This is a genomic window from Pontibacter deserti, from assembly GCF_023630255.1.
Classification (GTDB): Bacteria; Bacteroidota; Bacteroidia; order Cytophagales; family Hymenobacteraceae; genus Pontibacter; species Pontibacter deserti.
This window is the reverse complement of record NZ_JALPRS010000001.1, coordinates 2,285,447-2,308,301: the sequence shown is the minus strand read 5'-3', so window position 1 is coordinate 2,308,301 and position 22,855 is coordinate 2,285,447. Positions and strand designations below refer to the sequence as shown.

Here is a 22,855-nt window from a genome sequence, read left to right as displayed (position 1 = left end):
TGATTACCAGCCAGGAGCAAAGTTTACCCCAAAGTTCGCAAGCTCTCGTCCGTTCTTTTCTATTGGTATGGCATAGTAAGGTTCTATTACCATATAGCCGAATAGGTTAACGCGCAACGATAGGCCTGTGCTTATAAGTGGTTTATAGTTAATAGAGCCAGAGAACTGATCCTCTTCAACGCTTCGTTCGCTACTCCAGGCAATACCACCATCAACAAATAAGTTAAGGTCTGTAAAAAGTATATCTGATTTTAAAGCTGCCAATCGCTCCGGTCCTGTAAAAGGTAACCTGATCTCGGCATTAGCTACAGCTACCCGGCTGCCATACAAGTTGTTGAACGTAATACCATTGCCTATCTCCTGGCTTCTGGAAATATACTCATTACCAAATCCGCGGATATAAGTTGGGTAAGCGATAGTAAGTGGAGCTAACTGGTTACTTTCTGCGTCTTCGCCGTAACGACCCTGATGCAGCACCCTGAAAGCAAGTGCAAACGGCCTTACAAAGAAATACTGGCGGTAATCTGCAATAAACGTCCAGATGTTGAACTCGCCGAAGTAACGCTCAGCATGTAACCTGTAACGCCTACCATCCAGTGGCGAGGTAAGGCCGAACAAGGAATTATCGCCTACATAGGCGCCATATACTTGCTCAAATGCAAATCCATCCGGAGCATCAAGCCGTTCTTTGTCGGTGCGAATGTAAGCGTTGCCAAAGTAATAGTTGTTGTATTGGTCTATCCGGAAACTATAATGGGAAATACCTCCTCCAAACTCGAAGCGGCGTGTGGTGCTGAGTATATAATTGCCTATTAAGGCAAACTGCCGTTGGTAAGTCCTGATCTGCTGCATGATCAGATTGTCAACTATAAATTTATCTTCTCCGATCTGGATAGTATCAATTGCATAGCCAAAAGTAGCTGACTGATAAGGAACGTTTCCTGCAATAGCTCCCCATTGCAACCTGCCAACCTGCCGCAGGTAAGCTACTTGTGCGCCAAAATCATAGATCTCGCCATTTAGTGAGGCAGCCGCAAATAATTGGTTCTTGCCTACAATATCACTGAAAAGCATGTTTACACCTCCCTGAATACCAGTGCCAAAAGGTCCGCTGCTCACGCCCACACCTGCAATGTTACTGATGTTATCGAGCTTGAACTGAGGTTTATATGTAAGCTCTTTTACAGGTGTTTCAGCACGACCAGTGGTGGCAGGAGTATAAACCGTTGCCAGGTTTGCATCTACTATAGGCCTGATCCGCTCCTGTGGTGGTAGCACGGCTGCTTTAAAATCAACTTCGCGGGCATCTACGGGTGTAGCGGTAAAGGCATTCAGAGGTGCTGTGTATATGATGTAATCTCCTTTCAGGTAATAGGAATAAGCAACTGTAGCCTCGTTGCGGGCAATGCTGATAGCCGGAGAAAAAGAAGTAATGCCGCTAATGCCTGTTACATAATCTGTTAGTTGCGCTACGCTTTCGTTGTCCAGGTTGTAGCGGTACATGTTCCGGAAGCCGTCACGGTCAGAGAGGAACAGAACTGAATTGCCGTTTGGCTCAAAAACAGGGTTCAGGTTATCAGCACCACTAAATACATTATGTACTTTTATTTCACCAGTGCTTATTACCAGTTCAGTAAGATTATTGGAGAGCTTGCCAGACCCTACTACCTGGCTCTGTATAGGGCGGTCGCTGGAGAAAACAAGGCGGCTACCGTCTCCTGACCAGGAAGGCATCAGGTCGCTGAATGCATCATTTGTGAGCTGTGTGGTTTTGCGGGTGCGCAGGTTATACAGGTATAAATCACTCTGCCCTTCTACCAAACCTGACACCACTATGCTGTTACCATCCGGTGACCAGGCAGGGTAACTGAAAGCCTCCACACCGGGTATGTCGAACTCATCGATAATCTTTGCTTTTGCTACATCTAAAATAGCTAACTGGTTACGACCTTTACTGTAAACACTAAATGCAAAGTGTTCTCCAAAAGGAGACCATGTTCCTGCCGATTCAAGAAAATTAATGTTATCTATATCTCCTTGCTGTATTCTCTTGGATAGTCGTTTGATTTTTTTTCCGGTTTTAGCATCGGCCAGAAACAATTCCAGCGAAATTACATCCTGTTCCGAGAGATAAGCAATGTACTTGCCATTCGGGCTCAGCATTGGGCTAATGTTCATTTCGCCGGCATTTTCCCGGTGGAGCAGCTTTGTGCCTGTCATGCTCTTCTGCGCTTTAGCCATATATGGCGCATAGTAGTCCTCCAGCTGTTTCCTCCACATACTGCCTAGTGTCTTGGCATCTGTTCTCAATACAAGTTCTATGGCCTCTTCATATCCATAGATTGCTGTTGCCATAAACAGAGGTCTGATTACGCCATCGCCCCAGGTGCCTGCCACAAACGACCAGAAAGCCTGACCCCAACGGTAAGGAAAGTATTCCGGCTTTCGCGTAAGATCCCTAAGAGTGGGTATATCTTTATTCAGTACTGCATCCCGCATCCACATAGCCGTGTTAGGGTCTGTACTACCAATCGACATGTACTCTGCCAGGCCTTCAACCATCCAGAGGGGCAGGTTACGAACAGATGATATTGAAGTGGAGTCGCCGGTGCGGAGCAAATTATACTGGAAAGCATGCACCATTTCGTGCCCCAGCACGTGGTCTGTCTGTTTGTTCGACAATGTGACCGGCATAACCACACGGTTCTTCATACCCTCGGTAACACCTCCTGTACCAATACCGATTTCGCCGGTTATGGCTGTAGTGGCCTGAAAGTCAGCGTGGTTTTTATAGATGATAAGCGGGTTTGGCTCCAGAAAAGAACTCTTCAGAACCTGATAGTGTAGCTTGTACCAACGCTCAGAGTCCTGGATAACTCTGGATGCATCCTCCTGGTCCTGGAAGTAGTGGTATAACCGGAAGTGCGGACTTTCGAGCACCTTAAAATCAAGGTCTTTGTAAATGGGTTTGTTACGCCCGAAATATTGTGCCTGCATTGGCTCTGCCCCAAGAAGCAGAAATATCAAAACCCATACACCTATTTGTAAATAACTCTTATACATACATTCTCTTAAAATAAGAGCTGCATCGGTGTTTGGTAATGTGTTTTTCCGATAGCAGCATCGTCCCAAAAACAATCCAACAAAAGAGAAATAACTGCCTGTTTTTTAACAGCAGATAATACAGTTTAGCATATAAATTATATACGTATAACGCAGTATTTTTTGTATGTAGAGTGGTAGGATTTTGGGGGAGCAGTTTTTATTTTAAGTATAGGCAAGGCACAGAAATACACAGTTATACTTTCAGCAGGTATAACTTTTAGCTTTGGCGGTTATCAGCAGTTGGGGAAGCTTACTTTAGTTTATCGTTTTGTTTATGGCGCTGGCTGTCGCGGGAGGTCTTCTTTTCGAGGTTCTTCTGCAGTGCCTCTGTTAAGTTAATACCTGTCTGGTTTGCAAGGCAGATCAGTACAAAAAGTACGTCGGCCAACTCATCGCCTAGTTGTTTGCCTTCATCGCTTTTCTTGAACGATTGCTCACCGTACTGACGAGAGATGATGCGGGCTACTTCGCCTACTTCTTCGGTAAGTATGGCCATATTGGTTAGTTCGCTGAAATAGCGCACACCGTTTTCTTTTATCCAGTTATCAACTACCTGTTGGGCTTCCTGTATGGTCATCGGGAGATTTTATTTCCCGAATTTAACTACAAAATCCACATAAGGTATACCTATAGCTATACTTTCGGCTATTTCCCGGTTATTGATAAAGGCAAGATCTACGGTAATGCGTTCGCCCATGTGGCGGATACCGTAAGAAAACACGCCACCAATACTTTCTTCCGGTACTATCCAGTTCTCTGATACCAAACCGAACCTGCGGCTCAATCGTGTCATGCCACTTATCGTAATTACTGGTCTGTCAGCCAGTTCGCTGTCTACAAATCCATAACCTAAGCCTATAGTAGCATTGTTATCTGTATTGCCGTAAGTTAGAACACTATAGCCAATACCCATACCTGAAAAGTCATCTTCAGACTCATCATCGCCGAGGGTGGTGGTCAGGTAAAGTACGCCTGCGCCCGCCCGCCATTTTTCGGCAATCGGGAATGCATATTTAGGAGTAATAAAAAAGGTAGGTTCTCCGGTAAAAGTAGATATAAGTTCGAAGCCGCCGCCAATGGTAAAGTTATTGGTAACGCCATAGTTGAAAGAGTTTAGCACCAGGTAAGTGTTCTGGTAATACGCTTCGCCCTTCCGTAAACTATAGGCTGATGGCCCGAAAAGATAACGGGTAGCATTTGGGTTCTCAAACCAGTATTCTCCGTTCTTAAAGTTGCGTTCATCCAGTATGCGGGTGCTTTTTACCTGGTCCATCGGGATGGTTATTTCACCTGCACTTGCTGTTCGCAGGCGTATCCCTTTTTCATCCTGCCCCAGAAATATACCCTGGTAAACCGAGCCGTCTTTGGTCTCGACAAGCCAGCGCTGAGGAGCAGGTGCTTGGGCTTTGGTAGTATCGGTTTGTGCGAATAGCGGGGAAGCTATACTTACCAGCACTATAAAGCTGCAGGTAAGTATAGATTGGCGGATAACAGCAGCAAAAGTGCTCATATACAGACAGCTAAAGTATAACTATAGCTGAATATACGTATCCTGCAAAATTAAATAATAAGGATATTAAATTATATTTATTCTTTGTTCTGGGAATCTATAGTTATCGTTACCGGGCCATCATTAAGCAAAGCAACTTTCATGTCGGCGCCAAACTCACCGGTCTGTACTTTCTTGCCTAAGGCAGCCTCCAGAAAAACTATAAACTGTTCGTAAAGGGGGATAGCAATGGCTGGCGGGGCGGCATTAATGTAAGAAGGCCGGTTTCCTTTTTTAGTATTGGCAAATAGGGTAAACTGGCTGATCACCAACATATCGCCCTGCACATCCTGTAAGCTCAGGTTCATTTTGTCGTCTGCATCACTGAATATACGGAGTTGGGCCACCTTGCCAGCTGTCCATTTCAGGTCTTCGTCGGTATCGGTGGGGGTAAAACCGGCTAAAACTAAAAGCCCTAACCCAATCTCACCTTTTATTTGGTTGTTTATAGTTACGGATGCCTGCGTTACCCGCTGAACCACTACACGCATTTGATTGCTGGTTGTTAATTACTGATTGCTGGCAAAGATAGCAGATTTGAAAATCTGAAGATGTGGAAATTTGGAAATGAAGATTTGAGAGATTAACAAATGGTAACTGTTAACTGCTAACTGAAATCAGTCTACATAACCTTCGTACAGGATACGGGAAACTTTACCATTCTTCAGGAAGAAGTATAGCGAGATAGGCGCACCATCTTTGGTAGAGGCTACAATTTTATCCGGAGATTGCTGAATGTTTACGTTCTGAGCTTTTAGCCTGCCGGTTAGTTCCTGTTGGGTCATGCCTACGCGCAGGTTGTTGCGCAGTGTTATACTGCTGTTCCGGATATCAGCTACCTGCAGCAGTAACTTACCAGATTGCGTTGGTGCGTAAAGCTCCATCATGGAGTTACCAAAATGGATCGTGTAAATGGTGTCGGTTATATCCGGTCGATGACGGTTCTCAATCGCATCTGCATCCACTGAGAAATCATCCTGAATTTTATCAAAATAAGCGCTAAGCGAATTGCTTTGCGTCACACTGGCAATAAAAGGATTACCCAGAAACTCTATAGTTGCAGAAGCACGGCGTGGCGCACGAACAGAAGTAGTATCTATTGGTTCACGTGAAACAGGGGAGGCGTTATCTTCATGAGGTTGCTCCGTTGTACAGGCTGTGGCAACAGAATGCACAAAAAACAACAGCGCAAGCAGCCGTATGCGTAGGGCGTACTTATAGTTAAAGCTGTTGCAGAGCAGGGTAAACATGGTATCAGGGGAATAGGGTAAGATTTATACCTCACATACGAGAACCAGGCGCTTAAAAGTTTTACTAAAAGTGCCTGCTACTATAGTTTCTGCGCTGCCCAAAGTATAATTTCGCAGCAAATATGATACAATTATGCAAATACAACAAATAGCGCTGATAACTTGTGAAAGCCTGGGTAGCTACACTGCCAACGCCGACTCAGAAGACGAGCGTTTATACCAGTTTCTGAAAGAAAAAGGGCTGACTGTTTCGTGGCAGGTATGGGATGATGAAAACGTAGACTGGAGCCAGTTTGATGCCCTGATCATTAAATCGCCGTGGGATTACTTTGATAAGATTGATGCATTTTATACCTGGCTGGATAAAGTGGAAGCAGCAGGCTGTAAAGTACTGAACCCTGTAAAAACTGTCCGCTGGAACGCTGATAAAATATACTTTAAAGACCTGGAAGCGCAGGGCGTAACGATAGTGCCAACTGTGTGGCTGGAGCAGGGAGAAGAGTTTAATGCTGCTGCCGCCTTTGCTCAGTTAGGAAGTGAGAAAATAATAGTGAAGCCTCGTGTTAGCGGTGGGGCAAAAAATACGTTTGCTTTAACTCAAGAAGAAGCGGTAGAGAAAACAGAACAAATAAACCAACTGCTGCAGCAGGAGCCATTTTTGGCGCAACCGTTTATAGAAGAAATTAAAACAGCCGGTGAGTGGTCGTTTATTTTCTTTAACGGCAACTATAGCCACACGGTATTAAAAACTGCCAAACCCGGCGACTTTAGAGTACAGCACTTTTTCGGAGGTACCATACACACCCCAACACCACCGGCAACGCTGCTGGCCAGCGCACAGCACATTGTAGATAAATTTGCGAAAGACTGCCTGTATGCCCGTGTGGATGGCGTAGCACTCAACAGCAAACTGGTACTGATGGAGTTGGAGCTGATCGAGCCGTTCCTCTTCCTTGGCACATCACCAGGCAGCCTGGAACGATATTACCAGGCACTGATGGCGCAACTACAGTAAGCTATACTTTATCTGAACTGTGAAAAATCAGCAGCGGCACCTGCGACTCCAGCACCATTCGTTTGGTTAAGCTGGGGTTTAGCAGGGAGCCAAGCAGCGTGCGCGAGCGTGTAGTAAGGGCAATCAGGTCAATAGCTTGTTCCGAAACAAACTTCTGCAGCGCGTTCGCTACATCGTTGCCTTCCAGGAAAGTATAAGTTAAGTTAGTGGTAGCTGTCTGCTGTAAGGCGCTACGGAGCTCTTCCAGCTTTTTGTTATCTTTTTGAGACGGTTCATCTGCTACGTGCACACACTCTATAACAGGGCCGAAAGGCTGTAGAAGTTGTTGCAGTGCTTCCAGTACCTGAGTATCTGCTTTATCGAAATCAGTAGCATAAAGTACGCGCTTTATACTTGTGCCCTCATAGGTTTCCGGTATGGTAAGTATAGGTACTGTAATCTCCTGGGCTATGTTGGTAGAGATGGTGCCAAAAAAGGTACGGGCAAGATTAGACTCGCCTTTAGTAGCCATTACCAATAAATCCGGTTTAAAACGCTGCACTTCTTCAGGTATCAGGTCTTCGGGCATACCATACATAAATACCCGCTCCAGCTGCACACGCTGATCTTTGGCCACTCTTGTTAAAGTATGTTGGTAGAGTTCATCCAGCTTATCCTGTGCATCGGTCTGGTTGCGGCGCAGCACATGGTCGGTGATCACTTCTGAGGGGGTAGGGTTTGTTGAGAATATATCCTCGACCTCAGGCTCGGCTAAATAATCCTGGTAGCAGTGGAGTAGCACTACAGTGGCTTCCGGTGCCAGGTTGGCAAATGTAAGTGCAAAGTTACAGGCCTTGTAAGAACTCTCCGTAAGATCGACTGGTACCAGTATTCTGAACATGCTATTTAAGTTTGGGTTTGGGTTAAAGTATACGTGCGGCGCCTCCGGATAAGTTATGTTACAGGTTGCTGTTAACAACATAAAGTATCAAAATCCGGTGGTTTAAAAATTTAAGTTATTTTTGTGCTCAGATAACGCTTTTCATGCTGAAACGCCTTTTATTCTACTTTATAGGATTTGTAGTGCTGGCATCGCTGGCGTTCTATGGCTTTAGCCGTTGGCAGGCCAGTAGGGAGAAGGTAGACCTATGGGCAATTGTGCCGGAAAGTGCTGCAATTGTAGTTGAGACTAACAACCACCAGGCACTCGCCAGTCACTTAAATAAAACTGAGCTCTGGCAGAACCTGGAAACACTGCCGATCATGCAGCAGTTTCAGGATCACCTGGCCCTGCTGGACAGCATATCGCCGAGCAAGCAGCGCCTGAACCGCTTCTTTGATAAAAAGAATATTCTTACCTCGGTACATGTTACCGGAAAGAACACTCTCAATTTTATATTTTATTTACCAGTTAACTCTGTAGGCGAGCACCGCTTTCTGCGAACTTTAACCGAGAACATAACTAAAAACCCTGATTTTGAGCAGAACTCACGGCAGTACAAGGGAGTGCTGCTGACAGAAGTAACGTATAAACCGCTAAACCTTCGCTATACTTACTTTTCCTACCATAACAACATGATTTTAAGTGCCTCGCCGGCACTGATAGAAGAAGTAGTGCGCCGCGCTACACTGGATAACCCTGCATCGGTGGCAGCCGAGTATAAAAGTGCAGATTACCTGGAGCAGCCTGATGTATATGCCAATGTATACCTGAATAACCGGGAAATTCCAGCCCTGCTAAACCTGTTTCTGAAAGAAGATGTAATGCCGCAGGTGCAATACCTGAGCAGCCTTTGCCGTAGCGGTATGTTGCAATTAAAGCTGGAAGAAAATAAGATATCTCTTAACGGGTTCTCTAACCCGGAACCGCTGAAAGGTTCGCTGCATAATAACATGGTAGCTGTTCAGCCCAAGCCTATACTTGTAAAAGAATATCTGCCAACCCGTACTGCTGTAATGCTGCATTTTGGGATACAACAAATTGCCCGGATCAAACAACAGAATAAATCAGCCGACAATAACGCAGCTATAGATAGCCTGGCCAATACCTTTAAACAGGAACTTGTACTGGCTTACCTGGAGTCTAACAGCATCCGTACCCGCCCCGAAAAGGTTATCTATGCCTTATCAGGAAATAAACAGCAGACGCTTAATCTGCTGTATAAGCTGAACACACAGGCTGCGCAGAAGAGCAAAACGTACACAGGTACGTACGGCGGATACAGAATTCAGCAGCTGGCAGTGCCGGAGCTTCCTGCCAAACTTTTCGGAGATCTTTTTTTGGGTTTTGAACAGTTATACCTGGTTGAGCTTGATAACTATATGTTGTTTACAGATGAGCTGAGCACTGCGCATGCCCTGATCGATGATGTTCTGGCAGAGAAAGTGTGGAGCAAATCTCCTGTGCAACAAGCCCTGCAAGGCGAAACCCTGCAGGAAGCAAACTTCAGCTTATTCATCAATACAGTAAATGCCTGGTATATTCTAAACCGTTATACTTCCGAAAACGAGCGCGAAAGCCTGCTGCAGGCATCATCGTTCATCAAGAAATTTAACCAGGTAAGTATACAGTATGCTAAAGTAGAGGGCCAGTATTATACAAGTGTGGTTTTCCGTAAGCAGGAAAGCAGCAACCAGGCAGAAAGCAGTTTCCAGGTGGAGTTCTCAGTGCCATTTAACAGTAGGCTGATATCGCGGCCATTCCCGGTGCAGAATGTGGTGGATAAAAGCCGGGAAGTGGTGGTACAGGACTCAAGCTACACACTGCATAACATTACTGCTGAAGGCAAACATACCTGGACAGATAGTATTGGCAGTACGCTGCGCGGAAGTATAAAACAGTTACCATTAGGGCCTGAGAACAGGCTACGCTATTTGTTTGCTACTACCAATCGCATACACGCTACCGATAACCAGGGCCAGCCGTTGGAGAACTTTCCGTTTAACCTGGCCGATTCTCTGAACATACAACGGCTGACTATTTTTGACTATAACCGGAGCGGTAACTATAACTTGTTGGTAGATGATGACCTGGGTAACCTGTATATGTATGACATCCGGGGCAACGCTATACAAGGCTGGCAGCCCCGTAGCCTGGACCATAAACTTGCTGCCGACCCGCAACATTTGCGCGTAGGTACCCGCGATGTAATACTGGTAATGCTGGATAACGGCTATGTATATGCGCTTAACAAAAACGGGGAAACCTATCAGGGCTTTCCGTTCAGTTTAAAGTCCCCGGTTACGTCTGGTGCAGTGGCCAAAATCGGGGCTGATCTACGCAGAACAGAGCTGAAAACAGTGACTAGGTACGGAGAAGTAATTACCTTTAACCTGCAGGGCCGCGTGCTGCGCCGCGAGAAGTTGCCAAGGCCAAGCAAGCGCGCCATGTTTGAACTGGTGCAGGAAAGCAACGATAATAAGTCTTATGTATACGTGATGCAGGAGCAGGGAAGGGTCGTTGTTTTCGACCAGGAGCAGAAGAAGCTGTTCGAGAAGCGTTTTGTAACATCAGCTCCTAAGCTGGTACAGTACTTTAATTTTGGTGGCGACAATATTATATACTCCATAACAGAAACCGGGCCCCAGAAAACATACCTGTATGATACTACTGGCAGATTAATTGGCGGCCAGCCATTAGACAGCAGCCAACCGGTTACTATTTATCACAACGAAGCCGAAAATAATTTCTCGCTCTTTAAAGTATACCGAAGAGAATTGCAGAAAGTGAACTTCAGGCTAAAGAGGTAAGTACTTGGTAAGTTAATTTTTTACCTCTACTACAACGCCATCTATACTTTCGAGTTTGGCAGTTACTTCTTCCTGCAGTTGCTTTCTTACTTCTATCGTTAAGGTGCAGGTAAGCTCAAATTGCTGATTGCGCACCTCCAGGTTATACTCCTTAATAAGGCTCATCACGTCGTTCATGTGCGGGTATTCAAAGTGTACCAGCAGCAGTGTTGTTTCGTGTTTTTCTATGATGGTAGCTTCGGAAAGAGCATCGGCAGTAGCGGTTTTGTAAGCATTTATAAGACCACTCACGCCTAGCTTGGTGCCGCCAAAATAACGCACTACCACTACCAGCACATTGCTTAAATCAGCAGAGCGTATCTGGCCAAGTATAGGATCACCGGCAGAGTGATTTGGTTCGCCATCGTCGTTGGCACGATAGCGGCTTTTGTTTGCCCCTAAAGTATAAGCATAGCAATGGTGCCGGGCATCGAAGTACTTTTTGCGTAGCTCCGCCAGGTGTTCTTTTATCTCTTCTTCAGAATAAACCGGGTATGCAAACGCCAGGAACTTACTTCCTTTTTCCTTGTAAATGCTTTCGGTAGGTGCGGCTATAGTTCGGTACGTATCCTGCATCATCAAAACAAGTTAGCAACTATTTCCTGGTACGAGATAAGTATAAGTGCCAGAACAGCCATTCCTAAACCAATTAGATTAACTTTGGTAAGCTTCTCATTAAAGAAAATAACAGCGCCCAGTGCACCGGCAAGTATAATCCCGATGTTGTTGACAGGGTACAGAAATGCACCGTCGTTACCAAAAGCTGAGAGCGCTTTAATAAGAAAGTAGATTGAGAAATAATTTGGAATACCCAGCAGGATACCCGCCAGTATGCTCTTGCGGTAAAAGGTGGTTTTGCCTGATAAGAGCAAGTATAGCAACACCAGCAAACCAACCATAGCCGAAGCGGAGAAAGTGAGCATGGTAAACTGGCTGGCCTCCTTTTGCTGCAGGTGATATTGGTTGGTATAGTTAATAAGCGAGTCGGCAACCCCACTGTTGAGGAAAATGATGAACGGCAACAGGAAAGCAAGTATAGGAGAGGTACTACCCTCGCCTTCGTGGTTACGTGGCCGGATAGATGAAAGAACAATAGCCACTAAGGCTGCAAACATACCTGTGTAGTTCACGAAAGTATAATCTTTCAGGCTGTTCTTTAGTACCAGCAAACTAAACAATACCGGAATAACCAGCGAGATTTTAGTAGCTACCGAAGCTGCCGTAACGCCAACCGAGTGCGTGGTAAGCGCGATCAGGTAAAACGTGCCGATAAAAATAGTACCCAGCACCAGCGCATATAGTACCCAACTCTGTTCCAACACTGCTGGCTGCACAGCATTGCTCCCCCCAGAAAACAGGAAGCCTACCAGTACGCACGTCAGGTAGTTCATAACAATTGCCTGGAACGTGTGCACGTTGTACCGCTGGAACAGCTTAAAAATGAAGACCAGGGAAGTACTGGCAAGTATACTGAGCAGCAGGTAAAGCATAGGTATGGTTAAATCAGATGTGTTACAAATGTAGAAGAAGCACAGCAAAGCACCCACTACAAGTATTAGCAAAATTGGCTAATTTAGATTTATTTGCAGAAATACTTAAACCACGATACGTTGGCTGAATCTCCTTACTTAATTTCTTTTGAACAGGTTGGTAGTACTGCCGAAGGGGTGCTTACATCTACACAGTATGCAGATAAACTACCTTTTGCCGTTAAGCGCGTGTTCTGGATACAAGGAATGCCACCGGAAATAGTACGCGGGCACCATGCCAATAAAACCACCCAAGAAGTACTGGTTGCCCTTGCAGGAAGTATAAAAGTAAAAGCAGAGACTAGTGCCGGCACAAGCGAATTTATACTTTCGTCTGCAGATAAAGGACTGTATATACCCGCCTTATGTTGGACCGAACTTACTTTTTCAGAAGAAACCATAGCACTGTGCCTGGCATCCACAGACTATGATGAACAGGATTACCTGCGGGATTATGAAAAGTATAAACAGCTGATCGGGAAAGTATAGTTATGCAGGTACCATACTTCGCATTCAGGGATTGGCCGGCAGGTATAACACAGCAGGTAGAGCAGGAGGTGCTGCGCGTATTGCATGAGCAGCATTTTATACTTGGGCCTGATGTAAAAGCTTTTGAGGATGCCTTTGCCAAGTTCCTAGGAGCAGAGTTTGTAATAGGAGTAGGCAATGGTTTTGATGCATTGGTACTTGCCTTGAAAGCAGTTGGTGTTGGCCCCGGCGATGAAGTGATCTTGCCGGCTAATACTTTCATAGCTACTGCCAATGCTGTGGTGCAATTGGGTGCCATACCTGTACTTGCCGAACCTGATAAACGCACTTATAACTTAACAGCATCTACGGCGGAGAAGCTCATTACAGCTAAAACCAAAGCTATACTTCCGGTACATCTTTACGGCCAAACCTGCCAGATGGAAGAATTGCAGCAACTCTGCAGAAGCTATAATTTAAAGCTTGTGGAAGACGCTGCGCAGGCACACGGTGCCAGGTATAAAAACCAGTTTGCCGGTACTTTTGGTGCTGCTGCCGCCTTTAGTTTTTACCCGACAAAGAACCTGGGAGCCTTGGGCGACGCCGGTGCTGTAGTGACGTCAGATCCTGAACTGGCTGAATATGTTAGCAGCTACCATAACTATGGCCAGAAAGAAAAATACCATAATCAGCTGGTAGGTATAAACTCCCGTCTAGATGCGTTGCAGGCTGCAGTGCTACGTGTAAAACTACAACACCTGCAAAAGCAGAACAAGGAGCGGACTAGACTGGCAGAAATATACCTGAAGGAACTGCAAAATACAGGCGATCTTATACTTCCGTACGCAGCAGACCATTGCGGCCACATATACCATATCTTCAATATCCGCACGCAGCGCCGCGATGAACTGAAAACATACCTGCAGCAACAAAATATACTTACAGGTATACATTATCCGGTTCCCATTCATTTGCAGCAGGCTTATAGTTACCTGAATTATAAGCATGGGGATCTTCCTGTAACTGAAGAATTAGCGAATACCAGCTTAAGTCTGCCACTCTTCCCCGGTATGACGGAAGCTGAGCAGGAGCAGGTAGTGCGTTGTATGAAGGCGTTTTTTAGTAAGTAAGAATTTCCCCTTTAAGCCATTGTCGAAATAGCAATAGACGTCTTTTGTGTTTGAACTAATGATTAAGGCTGATAAGAAGGTTTTGCAGGATTTCCTGACCTCGCAGCGTGCGCAGTTCCTGCGAGCGTCTGATTTAGTTTTATCGTTGCTGTTGATCCAACCACCCCTGCCCCTCCTTATCTAAGGAGGGGAGCTTTAAATGTCTTTGCTTTAGTATAAGCTATAGTTTTATAATTGCAGTATTAACACCCTTGTGACCTGCGGTCGTAAGTTTCGAACTCCCGTTTTCACTTGTCCTCAAGGGAACTGTTCTGCTGCTGCTAATTCTTCAGCTATAGTTTATAGTTACAACCTTAGGGCGGATAAGTCACGACCTGTCCCTACGGAACTACATTGCAGGAAAAGCTATACAACTATAGTATCTCAAGCAGTAAGAACTATAGCTATCGAACTGATTTCAGTCTTTAGGTTGAGCGCCTTTGATTTGTTGCGGTGCCGAAGGCAACCCGAGCAGAGCGGAGGCAGCTTCAAATCAGCAGCGCGATGCCCGAAGACGGGGCCCCGCGGCCCTGAGCGCACCAAAGCTAGCTATAAAACGATAGACAAGTAAAGCTCCCAGGATGAAGAGCAACTATGAAAGGACAGCTTGGTTCAAAAAGTATAAACTTCAACTATAGAACATATAAGATCTCTCGGCTGACGCTCGGGATGACAAGACAAGAGAAAGACAATTTGTAGGAGCTAGGTGCGCAATGAAGTTTAATAGTCATACCAACCAATTGAATTAGCCTCAAAATACATTCAGATTTAATAAAAACCATCTTAATAACATTTAGGCAACTATAAAACTTATGCTTAATTTAGATGCCACTACAAAGCCATGCCACAACCACTCGTCTCCATCATCTGCTTATGCTATAACCATGAGCGTTTCATAAAAGAGGCTCTCGATTCGGTACTGGCACAGACCTACTCTAACCTGGAACTGATTGTAGTAGATGACAGCAGTACAGATAACAGTACAGCTATCATAGAAGATTACTGCCGCAGATTCCCGCAACTTACCTACATCAGCACCGGACAGAATTTAGGAAATACCAAGGCTTTTAATTTAGGCTGGCGAGCCTCCAGAGGTGAACTGATCATTGATTTTGCTACCGACGATGTACTGTTGCCGGACAGAGTTGAGAAACAGGTTCAGGCTATTGCTGAACTTGATCAGACCTATGGTGTAATTTACTCCAATGCAGAGTATATTAATGATGAGTCAGAACACCTGTATTACCACAGCGAGAACTATAAACCAGCCCCTGATGGCAATGTATTCAGAGAAGTGCTGGAACGTTATTTTATCTGCCCGCCAACTATGATGATGCGCAGGAGTGTGTTGGAAGAACTTGGAGGCTACGACGAAACATTGGCCTATGAAGACTTCGACTTTTGGGTAAGGTCTGCCCGGAACTGGAAGTATAGCTACCTTGATTATGTTACCACACAACGCCGTTTACATCAGTATTCACTGTCGCAGAAGTATTATACCTCAGAAGGCCGTATGATGCAATCAACCATAAAAGTGTGTGAAAAAGCAGCAGGCCTGGTGGCAGATGCATCAGAGAAAAAGGCACTGGTGAAGCGTTTAAAGTATGAGATCAGGCATGCCTACCTAACCAACCATTTTATTGAAACTGCACAGTTCCTGAAGCTGCTTCAGCAACAGCAGCCTTATCCGGGCTTACTTTATACAATCATCAAACTGTTGAACAAAAGGAAAATAAAATTGAGTGGAATAAGAGATTTATACTTCAGGCTCAGGTATAGGAATTAACCGCAATGAATTAAAAGATTATATATAGTGTTCTATTTTTTATGGGATTCCTACGTTAAACTCTTTTCTTTTTTTTCGTAGACATTTTACGGAGGCAGAGGGTAAGCTTACTCCCTGATTAACTAAATGTTAAGTCGCCTGCCATTTTTTGGCATTAATCAGTATATTTGACCTTTAATATAAGCACTTAAGTATGATAACAGCACTCGCCTCACGTGTGGAAGTGATAAAATGGATGGAAGATTTTGTCAGCGAAAAGATCACAGAACTTTTAAAGACTGTGGAAGATAGCTGGCAGCCTGCCGACCTTTTACCAGACGCTACACTTGATAATTTCCTGAACGAGATAAAATTGCTGCGTGAACGCGCTAAGGATTTATCTTATGATTTGCTTGCTGTTTTGGTAGGCGACACCATTACTGAAGAAGCACTTCCTACTTATGAAAGCTGGCTGATGACCATTGACGGTTTGCCTCAGGACCCTAACGGACCTTGGATGCGCTGGAACCGTGCCTGGACAGCAGAAGAGAACCGTCATGGCGATGCGCTGAACCGTTACCTATACTTAAGTGGCCGCATCAATATGCGGGAAATGGAAGCATCAACACAATACCTGATTGCAGACGGTTTTGACCTGATGACAGATAATGACCCTTACCGCTCATTTGTATATACTTCTTTCCAGGAGACTGCTACCAACATTTCGCACCGCCGTGTTGCTCAGATCGCGAAGCGCGAAGGTGATGCAGTGCTTGCTAAACTTTGTGGCCACGTAGCTGCCGACGAAGCACGCCATGCTAAAGCATATAAATCGTTTGTAGGTAAAATATTTGAAGCCGACCCTAACGAAATGATGCTGGCCTTTGAAGATATGATGCGCAAAAAGATTGTTATGCCGGCTCACTACATGCGCGAACTTGGTGTGGATATGGGTAAAACATTCGGTCACTTTACAGATGCAGCGCAGCGTATAGGTGTTTATACTTCTGCTGATTATACTGACATACTGGAAGGTCTGATACAGGAGTGGAAAATTGAAGCACTTACAGGCCTGAACGAAGCAGGTGAGCGTGCCCGTGATTACGTGATGGCACTGCCTGCGCGTTTGAAGCGTGTAGCTGAGCGTATGCGTATACCAGAACTGGAGTACAAATTCCGTTGGATAGCTAGCTAATAAGCTAATAAACTATAAAAGAAGGGCAGGTTGCAGCAGCAGCCTGCCCTTTGTGTTTTCTGCTGGTTTACGTACAAGCTATAACGCCGCAACCTGAACAAGAACAAAACACTCACAGCGTTGTTATAGAACACAGATAGTACAAATTATGGCTTTAGGATACAGATTTGCAGAATACATTCCGCCGGAAGATAGCAAGCCAAACTTTGAAACACTGCTCAAGCTGTTTCTGCAGTTGGTAACTATAAGTTCCGGCGATGTGGCCGAAGCGCTTTCGTGGCTAAGTTCGTTAGATAAACAGTATAACCTTACCAGCGACGAATACGGTATAGGCGATTTTATTGAGGACCTGAAACGGAAAGGTTATCTGGATGAAAACCCGCAGGAGCGCGGCAGCTTTAGCTTAAGTGCCAAAAGTGAACAAAGTATAAGACGCAGTGCCCTGGAAGAAATTTTCGGGAAACTGAAGAAAGGGACACAAGGCAGTCATGCTACGCCGCATACCGGCATTGGCGACGAAGCCAGCACCGACCAGCGCGAATACCGCTTCGGTGATGCACTGGAACAGATCTCTATGACCGAGTCTATCCGAAATGCACAGGTAAATCATGGGTTGGGTGAGTTCAGGCTTACAGAGCAGGACCTGGAGGTAACCGAAACCGAGCATAAAACGCAGGCATCTACGGTACTGATGATAGATATATCGCACTCCATGATCCTGTACGGCGAAGACCGCATTACGCCAGCCAAAAAAGTAGCCATGGCCTTGGCCGAGCTTATTAAACAGAAATATCCCAAAGATACCCTTGATATAATTGTGTTTGGGAATGACGCCTGGCAGATAGAAGTAAAGGACCTGCCATACCTGGAAGTGGGACCCTACCATACCAACACCGTAGCCGGCCTAGAGCTGGCAATGGATATACTGCGGAAACGGAAAACGCCGAACAAGCAGATCTTCATGATTACTGACGGAAAACCAACCTGCCTGAAGATTGGCCTAAACTACTATAAGAACAGCTTCGGGCTGGATCGGAAAGTGGTGAATAAAACCCTGAACCTGGCTGCCCAATGCCGCCGCCTCAAGATCCCGATCACTACCTTTATGATCGCATCAGACCCATACCTGCAACAGTTCGTAGAAGAGTTCACGAAGGTAAATAACGGGCAGGCTTACTATAGTTCGCTGAAAGGACTCGGACACCTGGTTTTCCGCGACTACGGCCGCAATCGTAAGAAAAGCTTTTAAAGTTTAGGAGTTAGAGAGTTTAAGAACTCTCAAAGTATAAATTCCCCTCCCCGGAGGGGCTAGGGGTGGGTTTACACAAAAAGATCAACAATTTAACAATTCAGCTATCTAGCCATTAAAACTGGTTACTGATAAGTGTTAACTGATAACTATAAAAATGAATTATAAAGACATACCGGCAGAGAACTTACTGAAGATTAAAACACTGGGCCAGCTAAAGGCAACTGGTTATGAACCACAGTCCGTAAAGCAGGAGCTGCGCCAAAACCTGATAAAAAAGCTCCAGCAAAAAGAAGAAGTTTTTCCGGGCATCTGGGGTTATGAAGAAACTGTGATTCCGGATATGCAGCGAGCTATACTTTCGATGCACCACATTAACCTGCTAGGCTTGCGCGGGCAGGCCAAAACACGTATTGCCCGCCAGATGGTGGATCTGCTGGATGAGTATATTCCGGTAGTGCAAGGCTCAGAACTGAACGACGACCCGCTGCAGCCACTTTCCAGATACGCCAAAGACCTGATACACGAACACGGCGACGATACTCCTGTAAGCTGGCTGCACCGTGACGAGCGTTATACTGAAAAGCTGGCCACACCCGATGTATCTGTAGCAGATCTGATCGGTGATGCGGACCCTATTAAAGCTGCTACCTTAAAGCTGCCTTATTCCGATGAACGTGTTATACATTTCGGGTTGATACCGCGCTCGCATAGAGGGATTTTTGTGATCAACGAGTTGCCCGATTTGCAGGCACGTATACAGGTGGCGCTCTTTAATATTTTGCAGGAAGGCGATATTCAGATTCGTGGCTTTAAAGTACGGATGCCGCTGGATATTCAGTTTGTGTTTACGGCTAACCCTGAGGACTATACCAACCGTGGCTCTATTGTTACACCGCTCAAAGACCGAATTGATTCGCAAATCATTACGCACTATCCTAAAACCATTGAAGTAGGTAAGAAGATAACCCAGCAGGAAGCCCATGTAAAAGAGGAGCAGAACCAACTGGTTAAAACAAACGACATTATAGGTGACCTGATAGAACAGGTTGCGTTTGAAGCCCGAGAAAGTGAGTATGTGGATCCGAAGAGTGGTGTGTCGGCACGTTTAACCATATCTGCTTTTGAGAACTTGCTGAGTGCTGCTGAGCGCCGAGCGCTACTGAACGGGGAGAAATCTACTTACATACGTATTGCTGATTTTCTGAATACTATACCTTCTGTAACTGGTAAAGTAGAGTTGGTCTATGAAGGTGAGCAGGAGGGAGCCGGGCATGTGGCGCAGGTACTTATGGGCAAGGCTATCCGTACGCAGTTCCTGAAGTATTTTCCTGACCCGGATAAGGTGAAAAAAAGCAAACAACCCAATCCTTATAAAACAATAACTGATTGGTTTGGCGATGGAAACACAGTAGATATCTTAAACGATGCTGCTTCGGCAGACTACAAAAAAGCTTTGAAACGGGTACCTGGCCTGGAAGAATTGATTGAGAAACAGCAACCCGATGTGAAAGGCGAAGAAAAGTTGTTTATGATGGAATTTGCTCTGCACGGTTTGGCGGAGCATAGCCAACTGAGCAAAAGTAGACTTAGTACCGGACTGCAGTTTAAAGACCTGCTAAGTGGGATGTTTACGATGCCTAAGTTTGGGGAAGAAGACGAAGATGATGACCGGTTTTAAAGTATAGCTGAGATGTTAACGTATAAAGGCAGGAAATAAAGAATCCTGCCTTTATACGTTATAACAGCTGCCCATGCGATTTCAGCCAGTCGAAGATGATCTTATCTACAGGCGATACTTTTGGTTTATCTGCAGATGTTAGCCAGGCTACTTCCTCAATTTCGGAGGCCGCCTGAATAGTACCGGTATAAGCAGAAGTATAGCATTGCATCTTCACAAGCACACCCACGGCATGACCATGTGCCTGTGCTTCAAAAGTGCCAAGGTAATTTATAGTTGATGCGACCAGGTCTATACTTAATTCTTCTTTTATTTCCCTGATAAGTGTTTGCGCATCTGTTTCTCCGGGCTCTCTTTTACCACCCGGTATGTAAAATGTGTCTTTTCCGCGGCTTCTTGTACTTAAAATCTGTTTGTCCTGAATCTCGATCCAGGCCAGTTTATCAATTATCTGCATGTACTAAGTATACATTTGTTTTTTAACTGCCTTCACCGAAAATACCAGTGGCAGCATTCCTTCCAGACCTTTCAGCCTGTACTTACTACCCTCCTGTGTCATGTTTTTAAAGATGTTGTAAGGGGAGTAATCATATTCCTGGAAATCAGTTAACTCAAGGCCATTGTTTAACAGTGAGCTGATAGTGTCGCTGAGTGGATGGTTCCAGGTATAAGAGTTGTTTTTGATTGGTGCGTTTCTGTCTGCGTACGTGCCTTCTTCAACTTCCACAATCGGGCCACGGTTAAAGTAAGCGTAAGCAATTTTTTCCTGGTTGTTGTCATACATCCAGATAAAAGGATGAAACTCTATAAGATAAAACTCGCCTCCGGGTTTTAAAAACCTGCTCACTATACTTGTAAACGCGTTCAGGTCGGGGTGCCAGCCAATAACGCCGTAAGAACAGAAAACAATATCAAACTGATCGTCCAGGTATTTATCAAGTTCCAGCACATTGCAGCAGATAAAGCGCGCATTTACCTGTAGCTCGCCTGCCAGTTGCTTAGCCTGTGCAATAGCTACTTCCGACAGATCTGCGCCGGTTACGTCTGCACCCATGCGTGCCAAGGAGAGCGTATCCTGACCAAAATGGCATTGCAGGTGCAATATCTTCTTTCCGCGCACATCGCCCAGCAACGCCAGCTCGATCTCGTTAAGTGAGTTGCGACCTGCTTTAAAGGAAGCTACATCGTAAAACTCCGAATTAACATGCGTAGCGGTACGGGTATCCCAAAGCGCTCTGTTTACGTCAAGGTAATTTTCCGGCATCAGGCTATAATTATGTGTATTTTGAAATTCGATTTTTGAAATCAGTTACTGTATAATAGCAGCTCTTCTTGGCTGTTTGCTAAGCAAAATGTTTTTACGTATTGCAGGCCTATCTTCTCCAGCAGCTTTATAGACCGTTGGTTGTCAGGAACGGTGATGGCAGCTATAGTTGGCAGCTTAAGCACTTCTTTGGCATAAGCCATAGTTGCACTGGCAACCTCAAATGCATAACCTTTACCATTGTGTTCGGGCAAAAATGCAAAGCCAATGTCCGGGTTATCCAGAGTGTCACGGTTAATGATTCCGCACATACCTATGGCCTTCAGATCATCCTTTTTTTCTACGAGCCACAAGCCATAGCCATTTTCCCGGTAGCTTTTAATTGGTCCGTTTAAAAGATAATTCTTCGCCTGCTCCTCTGTTTTTATATTTCTGTCGCCGATGTACTGCAACCACCCCGGGCTGTTCAAAAGCTCAAGTATAAACTCAGTGTCATCTGGGGTAAATTCCCGTAGCTTTAGCCTGTCTGTTTCGAGAATGTAGTGCATGCAGGGTATAATTGGTTATAGTTTAGTGTTGGTAGTCAGAGCGATGAAATGCAGCTTGGAAACAGACTAAAGGTAAGACAATAAACTTAAGTTTAGTATATACAAATTCTCAGCTTTACGTGCTCTTATAGCTATCTTCTATTTTCTGTTTGCTGCTTTTTTAGTTGAAGCCAGGTGCTCTTTTACAACTTTATACTGTGCATCAACTACAGCCTGGTTATGGCCATGTGCGGCACCCGGCACAAGCACGAACTCTTTCTTCGGAGCTCTCACCTTATCGAAATATGCTTTCGTAAGCTCTTTAGGGGTTAAGATATCTTCCTCGCCCTGAATAAAGTACACCGGAATTTTATAGTGCAAACCATCCTTCATGAAATTTACTCCAGCCCCCATCGCTTTGATTCCCATTTGTTTATGGCCGGCAAAGTATAGGAAAGAATAATCATCCCCGTTATACCTGTCCTGGGCATCTTTTTCATTGTCGTATGCGCTTGCCAGTTTCCACCACGAGGCAGGGGCAGGTACAGAATTTTGCTTTTCATACTTTTTGATGATGCGCATGAGCTGGCCTTCTTTTCTGGCATCCTCATAGGGTGGCGGGCCTAAGGCTTTCAGCTTGTCTACAGACTCCTGATCGTTGGCATCCTGTGCCATTTTAGATACTGAAGTATAAGCATGCGCCATTCCTTCAGAAAAATTTACTACCTGGGCGTGGCCTATATAGGCAGCAAAAAGATCCGGGCGGGCAAGAGCCATTTTAGCGCCGAGTATCGATCCCCAAGAGGTTCCGATAAGAATGATTTTCTGCTTGCCGAGGTGTTTGATCAGGTATTCAGAAAGCTCTATGCCATCAGCGGTCATTTGCTCTACGGTGAGTGGGTTCTCGATCCAATAGTCTTCCGTTACTTCTGCAGGGGCATTACGGCCAAAAGTTCTTCCGGCCCCCCGCTGGTCCCAATACACCAATACAAAGTCCTTTTTCCAATGGCCATATATTGCGTCGTCGTACTGACTCATGGTACTGCCCGGCCCACCATGCAGAAACAGGATAACGGGTTTCGTTTTATCTTCCCCGCTAATGGTTACCCACTGCTCTATACCTCCAATAGAAATAAATTTTTCCTCGTTAACGGATTTTGTCTGTGCGACTAGCCTGCCTGAAATTAAGGAAAGAAACAGAATCAGTAAGAATGTATACTTCATATTGTGTTTAGGATTGGAAGAGATAAGTATGGGTAATGATTAATGTATTATATAAATTGACTTAACGTTACTGGTGCAGCCTAAGCCCTTAGCATAG

The 22,855-nt window shown here is 45.2% G+C and carries 20 protein-coding genes; 8 read left to right on the top strand and 12 right to left on the bottom strand.

Annotation, left to right across the window (positions count from 1 at the left end; translation table 11 throughout):
* Positions 1–3: 3 nt before the first annotated feature.
* The 5 genes from MJ612_RS10125 to MJ612_RS10105 form a co-directional block, all read right to left on the bottom strand.
* On the bottom strand, positions 4–3,027 hold the full coding sequence (locus MJ612_RS10125; protein WP_187033359.1) for a PD40 domain-containing protein: 3,024 nt from the start codon (positions 3,025–3,027) through the stop codon (positions 4–6).
* Positions 3,028–3,355: 328 nt separating this feature from the next.
* Positions 3,356–3,682 (bottom strand): nucleotide pyrophosphohydrolase, encoded by a 327-nt coding sequence (locus MJ612_RS10120; RefSeq protein ID WP_187033358.1) that lies wholly within the window; start codon positions 3,680–3,682, stop codon positions 3,356–3,358.
* 9 nt (positions 3,683–3,691) lie between these two features.
* Positions 3,692–4,615, bottom strand: coding sequence for a hypothetical protein (locus MJ612_RS10115; RefSeq protein WP_187033357.1), 924 nt, complete (start codon positions 4,613–4,615; stop codon positions 3,692–3,694).
* Positions 4,616–4,692: 77 nt separating this feature from the next.
* Positions 4,693–5,145, bottom strand: a complete 453-nt coding sequence (gene dtd, locus MJ612_RS10110) for a D-aminoacyl-tRNA deacylase (RefSeq protein ID WP_187033356.1) — start codon at positions 5,143–5,145, stop codon at positions 4,693–4,695.
* Between the two features lie 126 nt (positions 5,146–5,271).
* Entirely contained in the window at positions 5,272–5,904 is a 633-nt protein-coding gene (locus tag MJ612_RS10105; RefSeq protein WP_187033355.1) for a hypothetical protein, read from the bottom strand.
* Between the two features lie 133 nt (positions 5,905–6,037).
* On the opposite strand from MJ612_RS10105, the gene MJ612_RS10100 reads away from it, so the two are divergent.
* On the top strand, positions 6,038–6,919 hold the full coding sequence (locus tag MJ612_RS10100; protein ID WP_250419117.1) for an ATP-grasp domain-containing protein: 882 nt from the start codon (positions 6,038–6,040) through the stop codon (positions 6,917–6,919).
* A 1-nt stretch (position 6,920) separates the two neighbouring features.
* Here MJ612_RS10100 and MJ612_RS10095 read toward each other — a convergent pair whose 3' ends face one another.
* Positions 6,921–7,799 (bottom strand): universal stress protein, encoded by an 879-nt coding sequence (locus tag MJ612_RS10095; protein WP_187033354.1) that lies wholly within the window; start codon positions 7,797–7,799, stop codon positions 6,921–6,923.
* Positions 7,800–7,942: 143 nt separating this feature from the next.
* Between MJ612_RS10095 and MJ612_RS10090 the strand changes: the two genes are divergently transcribed.
* Positions 7,943–10,648, top strand: coding sequence for a hypothetical protein (locus tag MJ612_RS10090; protein ID WP_187033353.1), 2,706 nt, complete (start codon positions 7,943–7,945; stop codon positions 10,646–10,648).
* 12 nt (positions 10,649–10,660) lie between these two features.
* Here the strand turns inward: MJ612_RS10090 and MJ612_RS10085 are convergent, their stop codons facing one another.
* Together MJ612_RS10085 and MJ612_RS10080 are read right to left on the bottom strand one after the other, a co-directional pair.
* Complete coding sequence (locus MJ612_RS10085; RefSeq protein ID WP_187033552.1) at positions 10,661–11,263, bottom strand: IMPACT family protein; 603 nt, start codon at positions 11,261–11,263, stop codon at positions 10,661–10,663.
* A 2-nt stretch (positions 11,264–11,265) separates the two neighbouring features.
* On the bottom strand, positions 11,266–12,249 hold the full coding sequence (locus tag MJ612_RS10080; RefSeq protein ID WP_250419116.1) for a hypothetical protein: 984 nt from the start codon (positions 12,247–12,249) through the stop codon (positions 11,266–11,268).
* A 21-nt stretch (positions 12,250–12,270) separates the two neighbouring features.
* On the opposite strand from MJ612_RS10080, the gene MJ612_RS10075 reads away from it, so the two are divergent.
* From MJ612_RS10075 to MJ612_RS10050, 6 genes are all read left to right on the top strand, one after another.
* Positions 12,271–12,705, top strand: a complete 435-nt coding sequence (locus MJ612_RS10075) for a sugar 3,4-ketoisomerase (RefSeq protein WP_250419115.1) — start codon at positions 12,271–12,273, stop codon at positions 12,703–12,705.
* A 2-nt stretch (positions 12,706–12,707) separates the two neighbouring features.
* Positions 12,708–13,814: a DegT/DnrJ/EryC1/StrS family aminotransferase gene (locus MJ612_RS10070; RefSeq protein ID WP_187033352.1), complete on the top strand. Its 1,107-nt coding sequence runs from the start codon at positions 12,708–12,710 to the stop codon at positions 13,812–13,814.
* 880 nt (positions 13,815–14,694) lie between these two features.
* Positions 14,695–15,639, top strand: a complete 945-nt coding sequence (locus tag MJ612_RS10065; RefSeq protein WP_187033351.1) for a glycosyltransferase family 2 protein — start codon at positions 14,695–14,697, stop codon at positions 15,637–15,639.
* Positions 15,640–15,832: 193 nt separating this feature from the next.
* A complete protein-coding gene (locus MJ612_RS10060; RefSeq protein WP_187033350.1) occupies positions 15,833–16,813 on the top strand; it encodes an acyl-ACP desaturase in 981 nt (326 codons plus the stop codon).
* 148 nt (positions 16,814–16,961) lie between these two features.
* Entirely contained in the window at positions 16,962–18,062 is a 1,101-nt protein-coding gene (locus MJ612_RS10055) for a vWA domain-containing protein (RefSeq protein ID WP_187033349.1), read from the top strand.
* 157 nt (positions 18,063–18,219) lie between these two features.
* Complete coding sequence (locus MJ612_RS10050) at positions 18,220–19,743, top strand: sigma 54-interacting transcriptional regulator (protein ID WP_187033348.1); 1,524 nt, start codon at positions 18,220–18,222, stop codon at positions 19,741–19,743.
* A gap of 58 nt (positions 19,744–19,801) precedes the next feature.
* On the opposite strand, the gene MJ612_RS10045 is transcribed toward MJ612_RS10050, so the two are convergent.
* The 4 genes from MJ612_RS10045 to MJ612_RS10030 all read right to left on the bottom strand — a co-directional run bounded on the left by MJ612_RS10045 (position 19,802) and on the right by MJ612_RS10030 (position 22,758).
* A complete protein-coding gene (locus MJ612_RS10045; protein WP_187033347.1) occupies positions 19,802–20,200 on the bottom strand; it encodes an NUDIX hydrolase in 399 nt (132 codons plus the stop codon).
* 3 nt (positions 20,201–20,203) lie between these two features.
* Positions 20,204–21,007 (bottom strand): class I SAM-dependent methyltransferase, encoded by an 804-nt coding sequence (locus MJ612_RS10040; protein ID WP_187033346.1) that lies wholly within the window; start codon positions 21,005–21,007, stop codon positions 20,204–20,206.
* Positions 21,008–21,048: 41 nt separating this feature from the next.
* The gene (locus MJ612_RS10035; protein WP_187033345.1) at positions 21,049–21,555 is read right to left on the bottom strand and encodes a GNAT family N-acetyltransferase; all 507 of its coding nucleotides are present in this window, start codon (positions 21,553–21,555) and stop codon (positions 21,049–21,051) included.
* Positions 21,556–21,693: 138 nt separating this feature from the next.
* Positions 21,694–22,758, bottom strand: a complete 1,065-nt coding sequence (locus MJ612_RS10030) for an alpha/beta fold hydrolase (protein ID WP_187033344.1) — start codon at positions 22,756–22,758, stop codon at positions 21,694–21,696.
* Between the last annotated feature and the right edge of the window lie 97 nt (positions 22,759–22,855).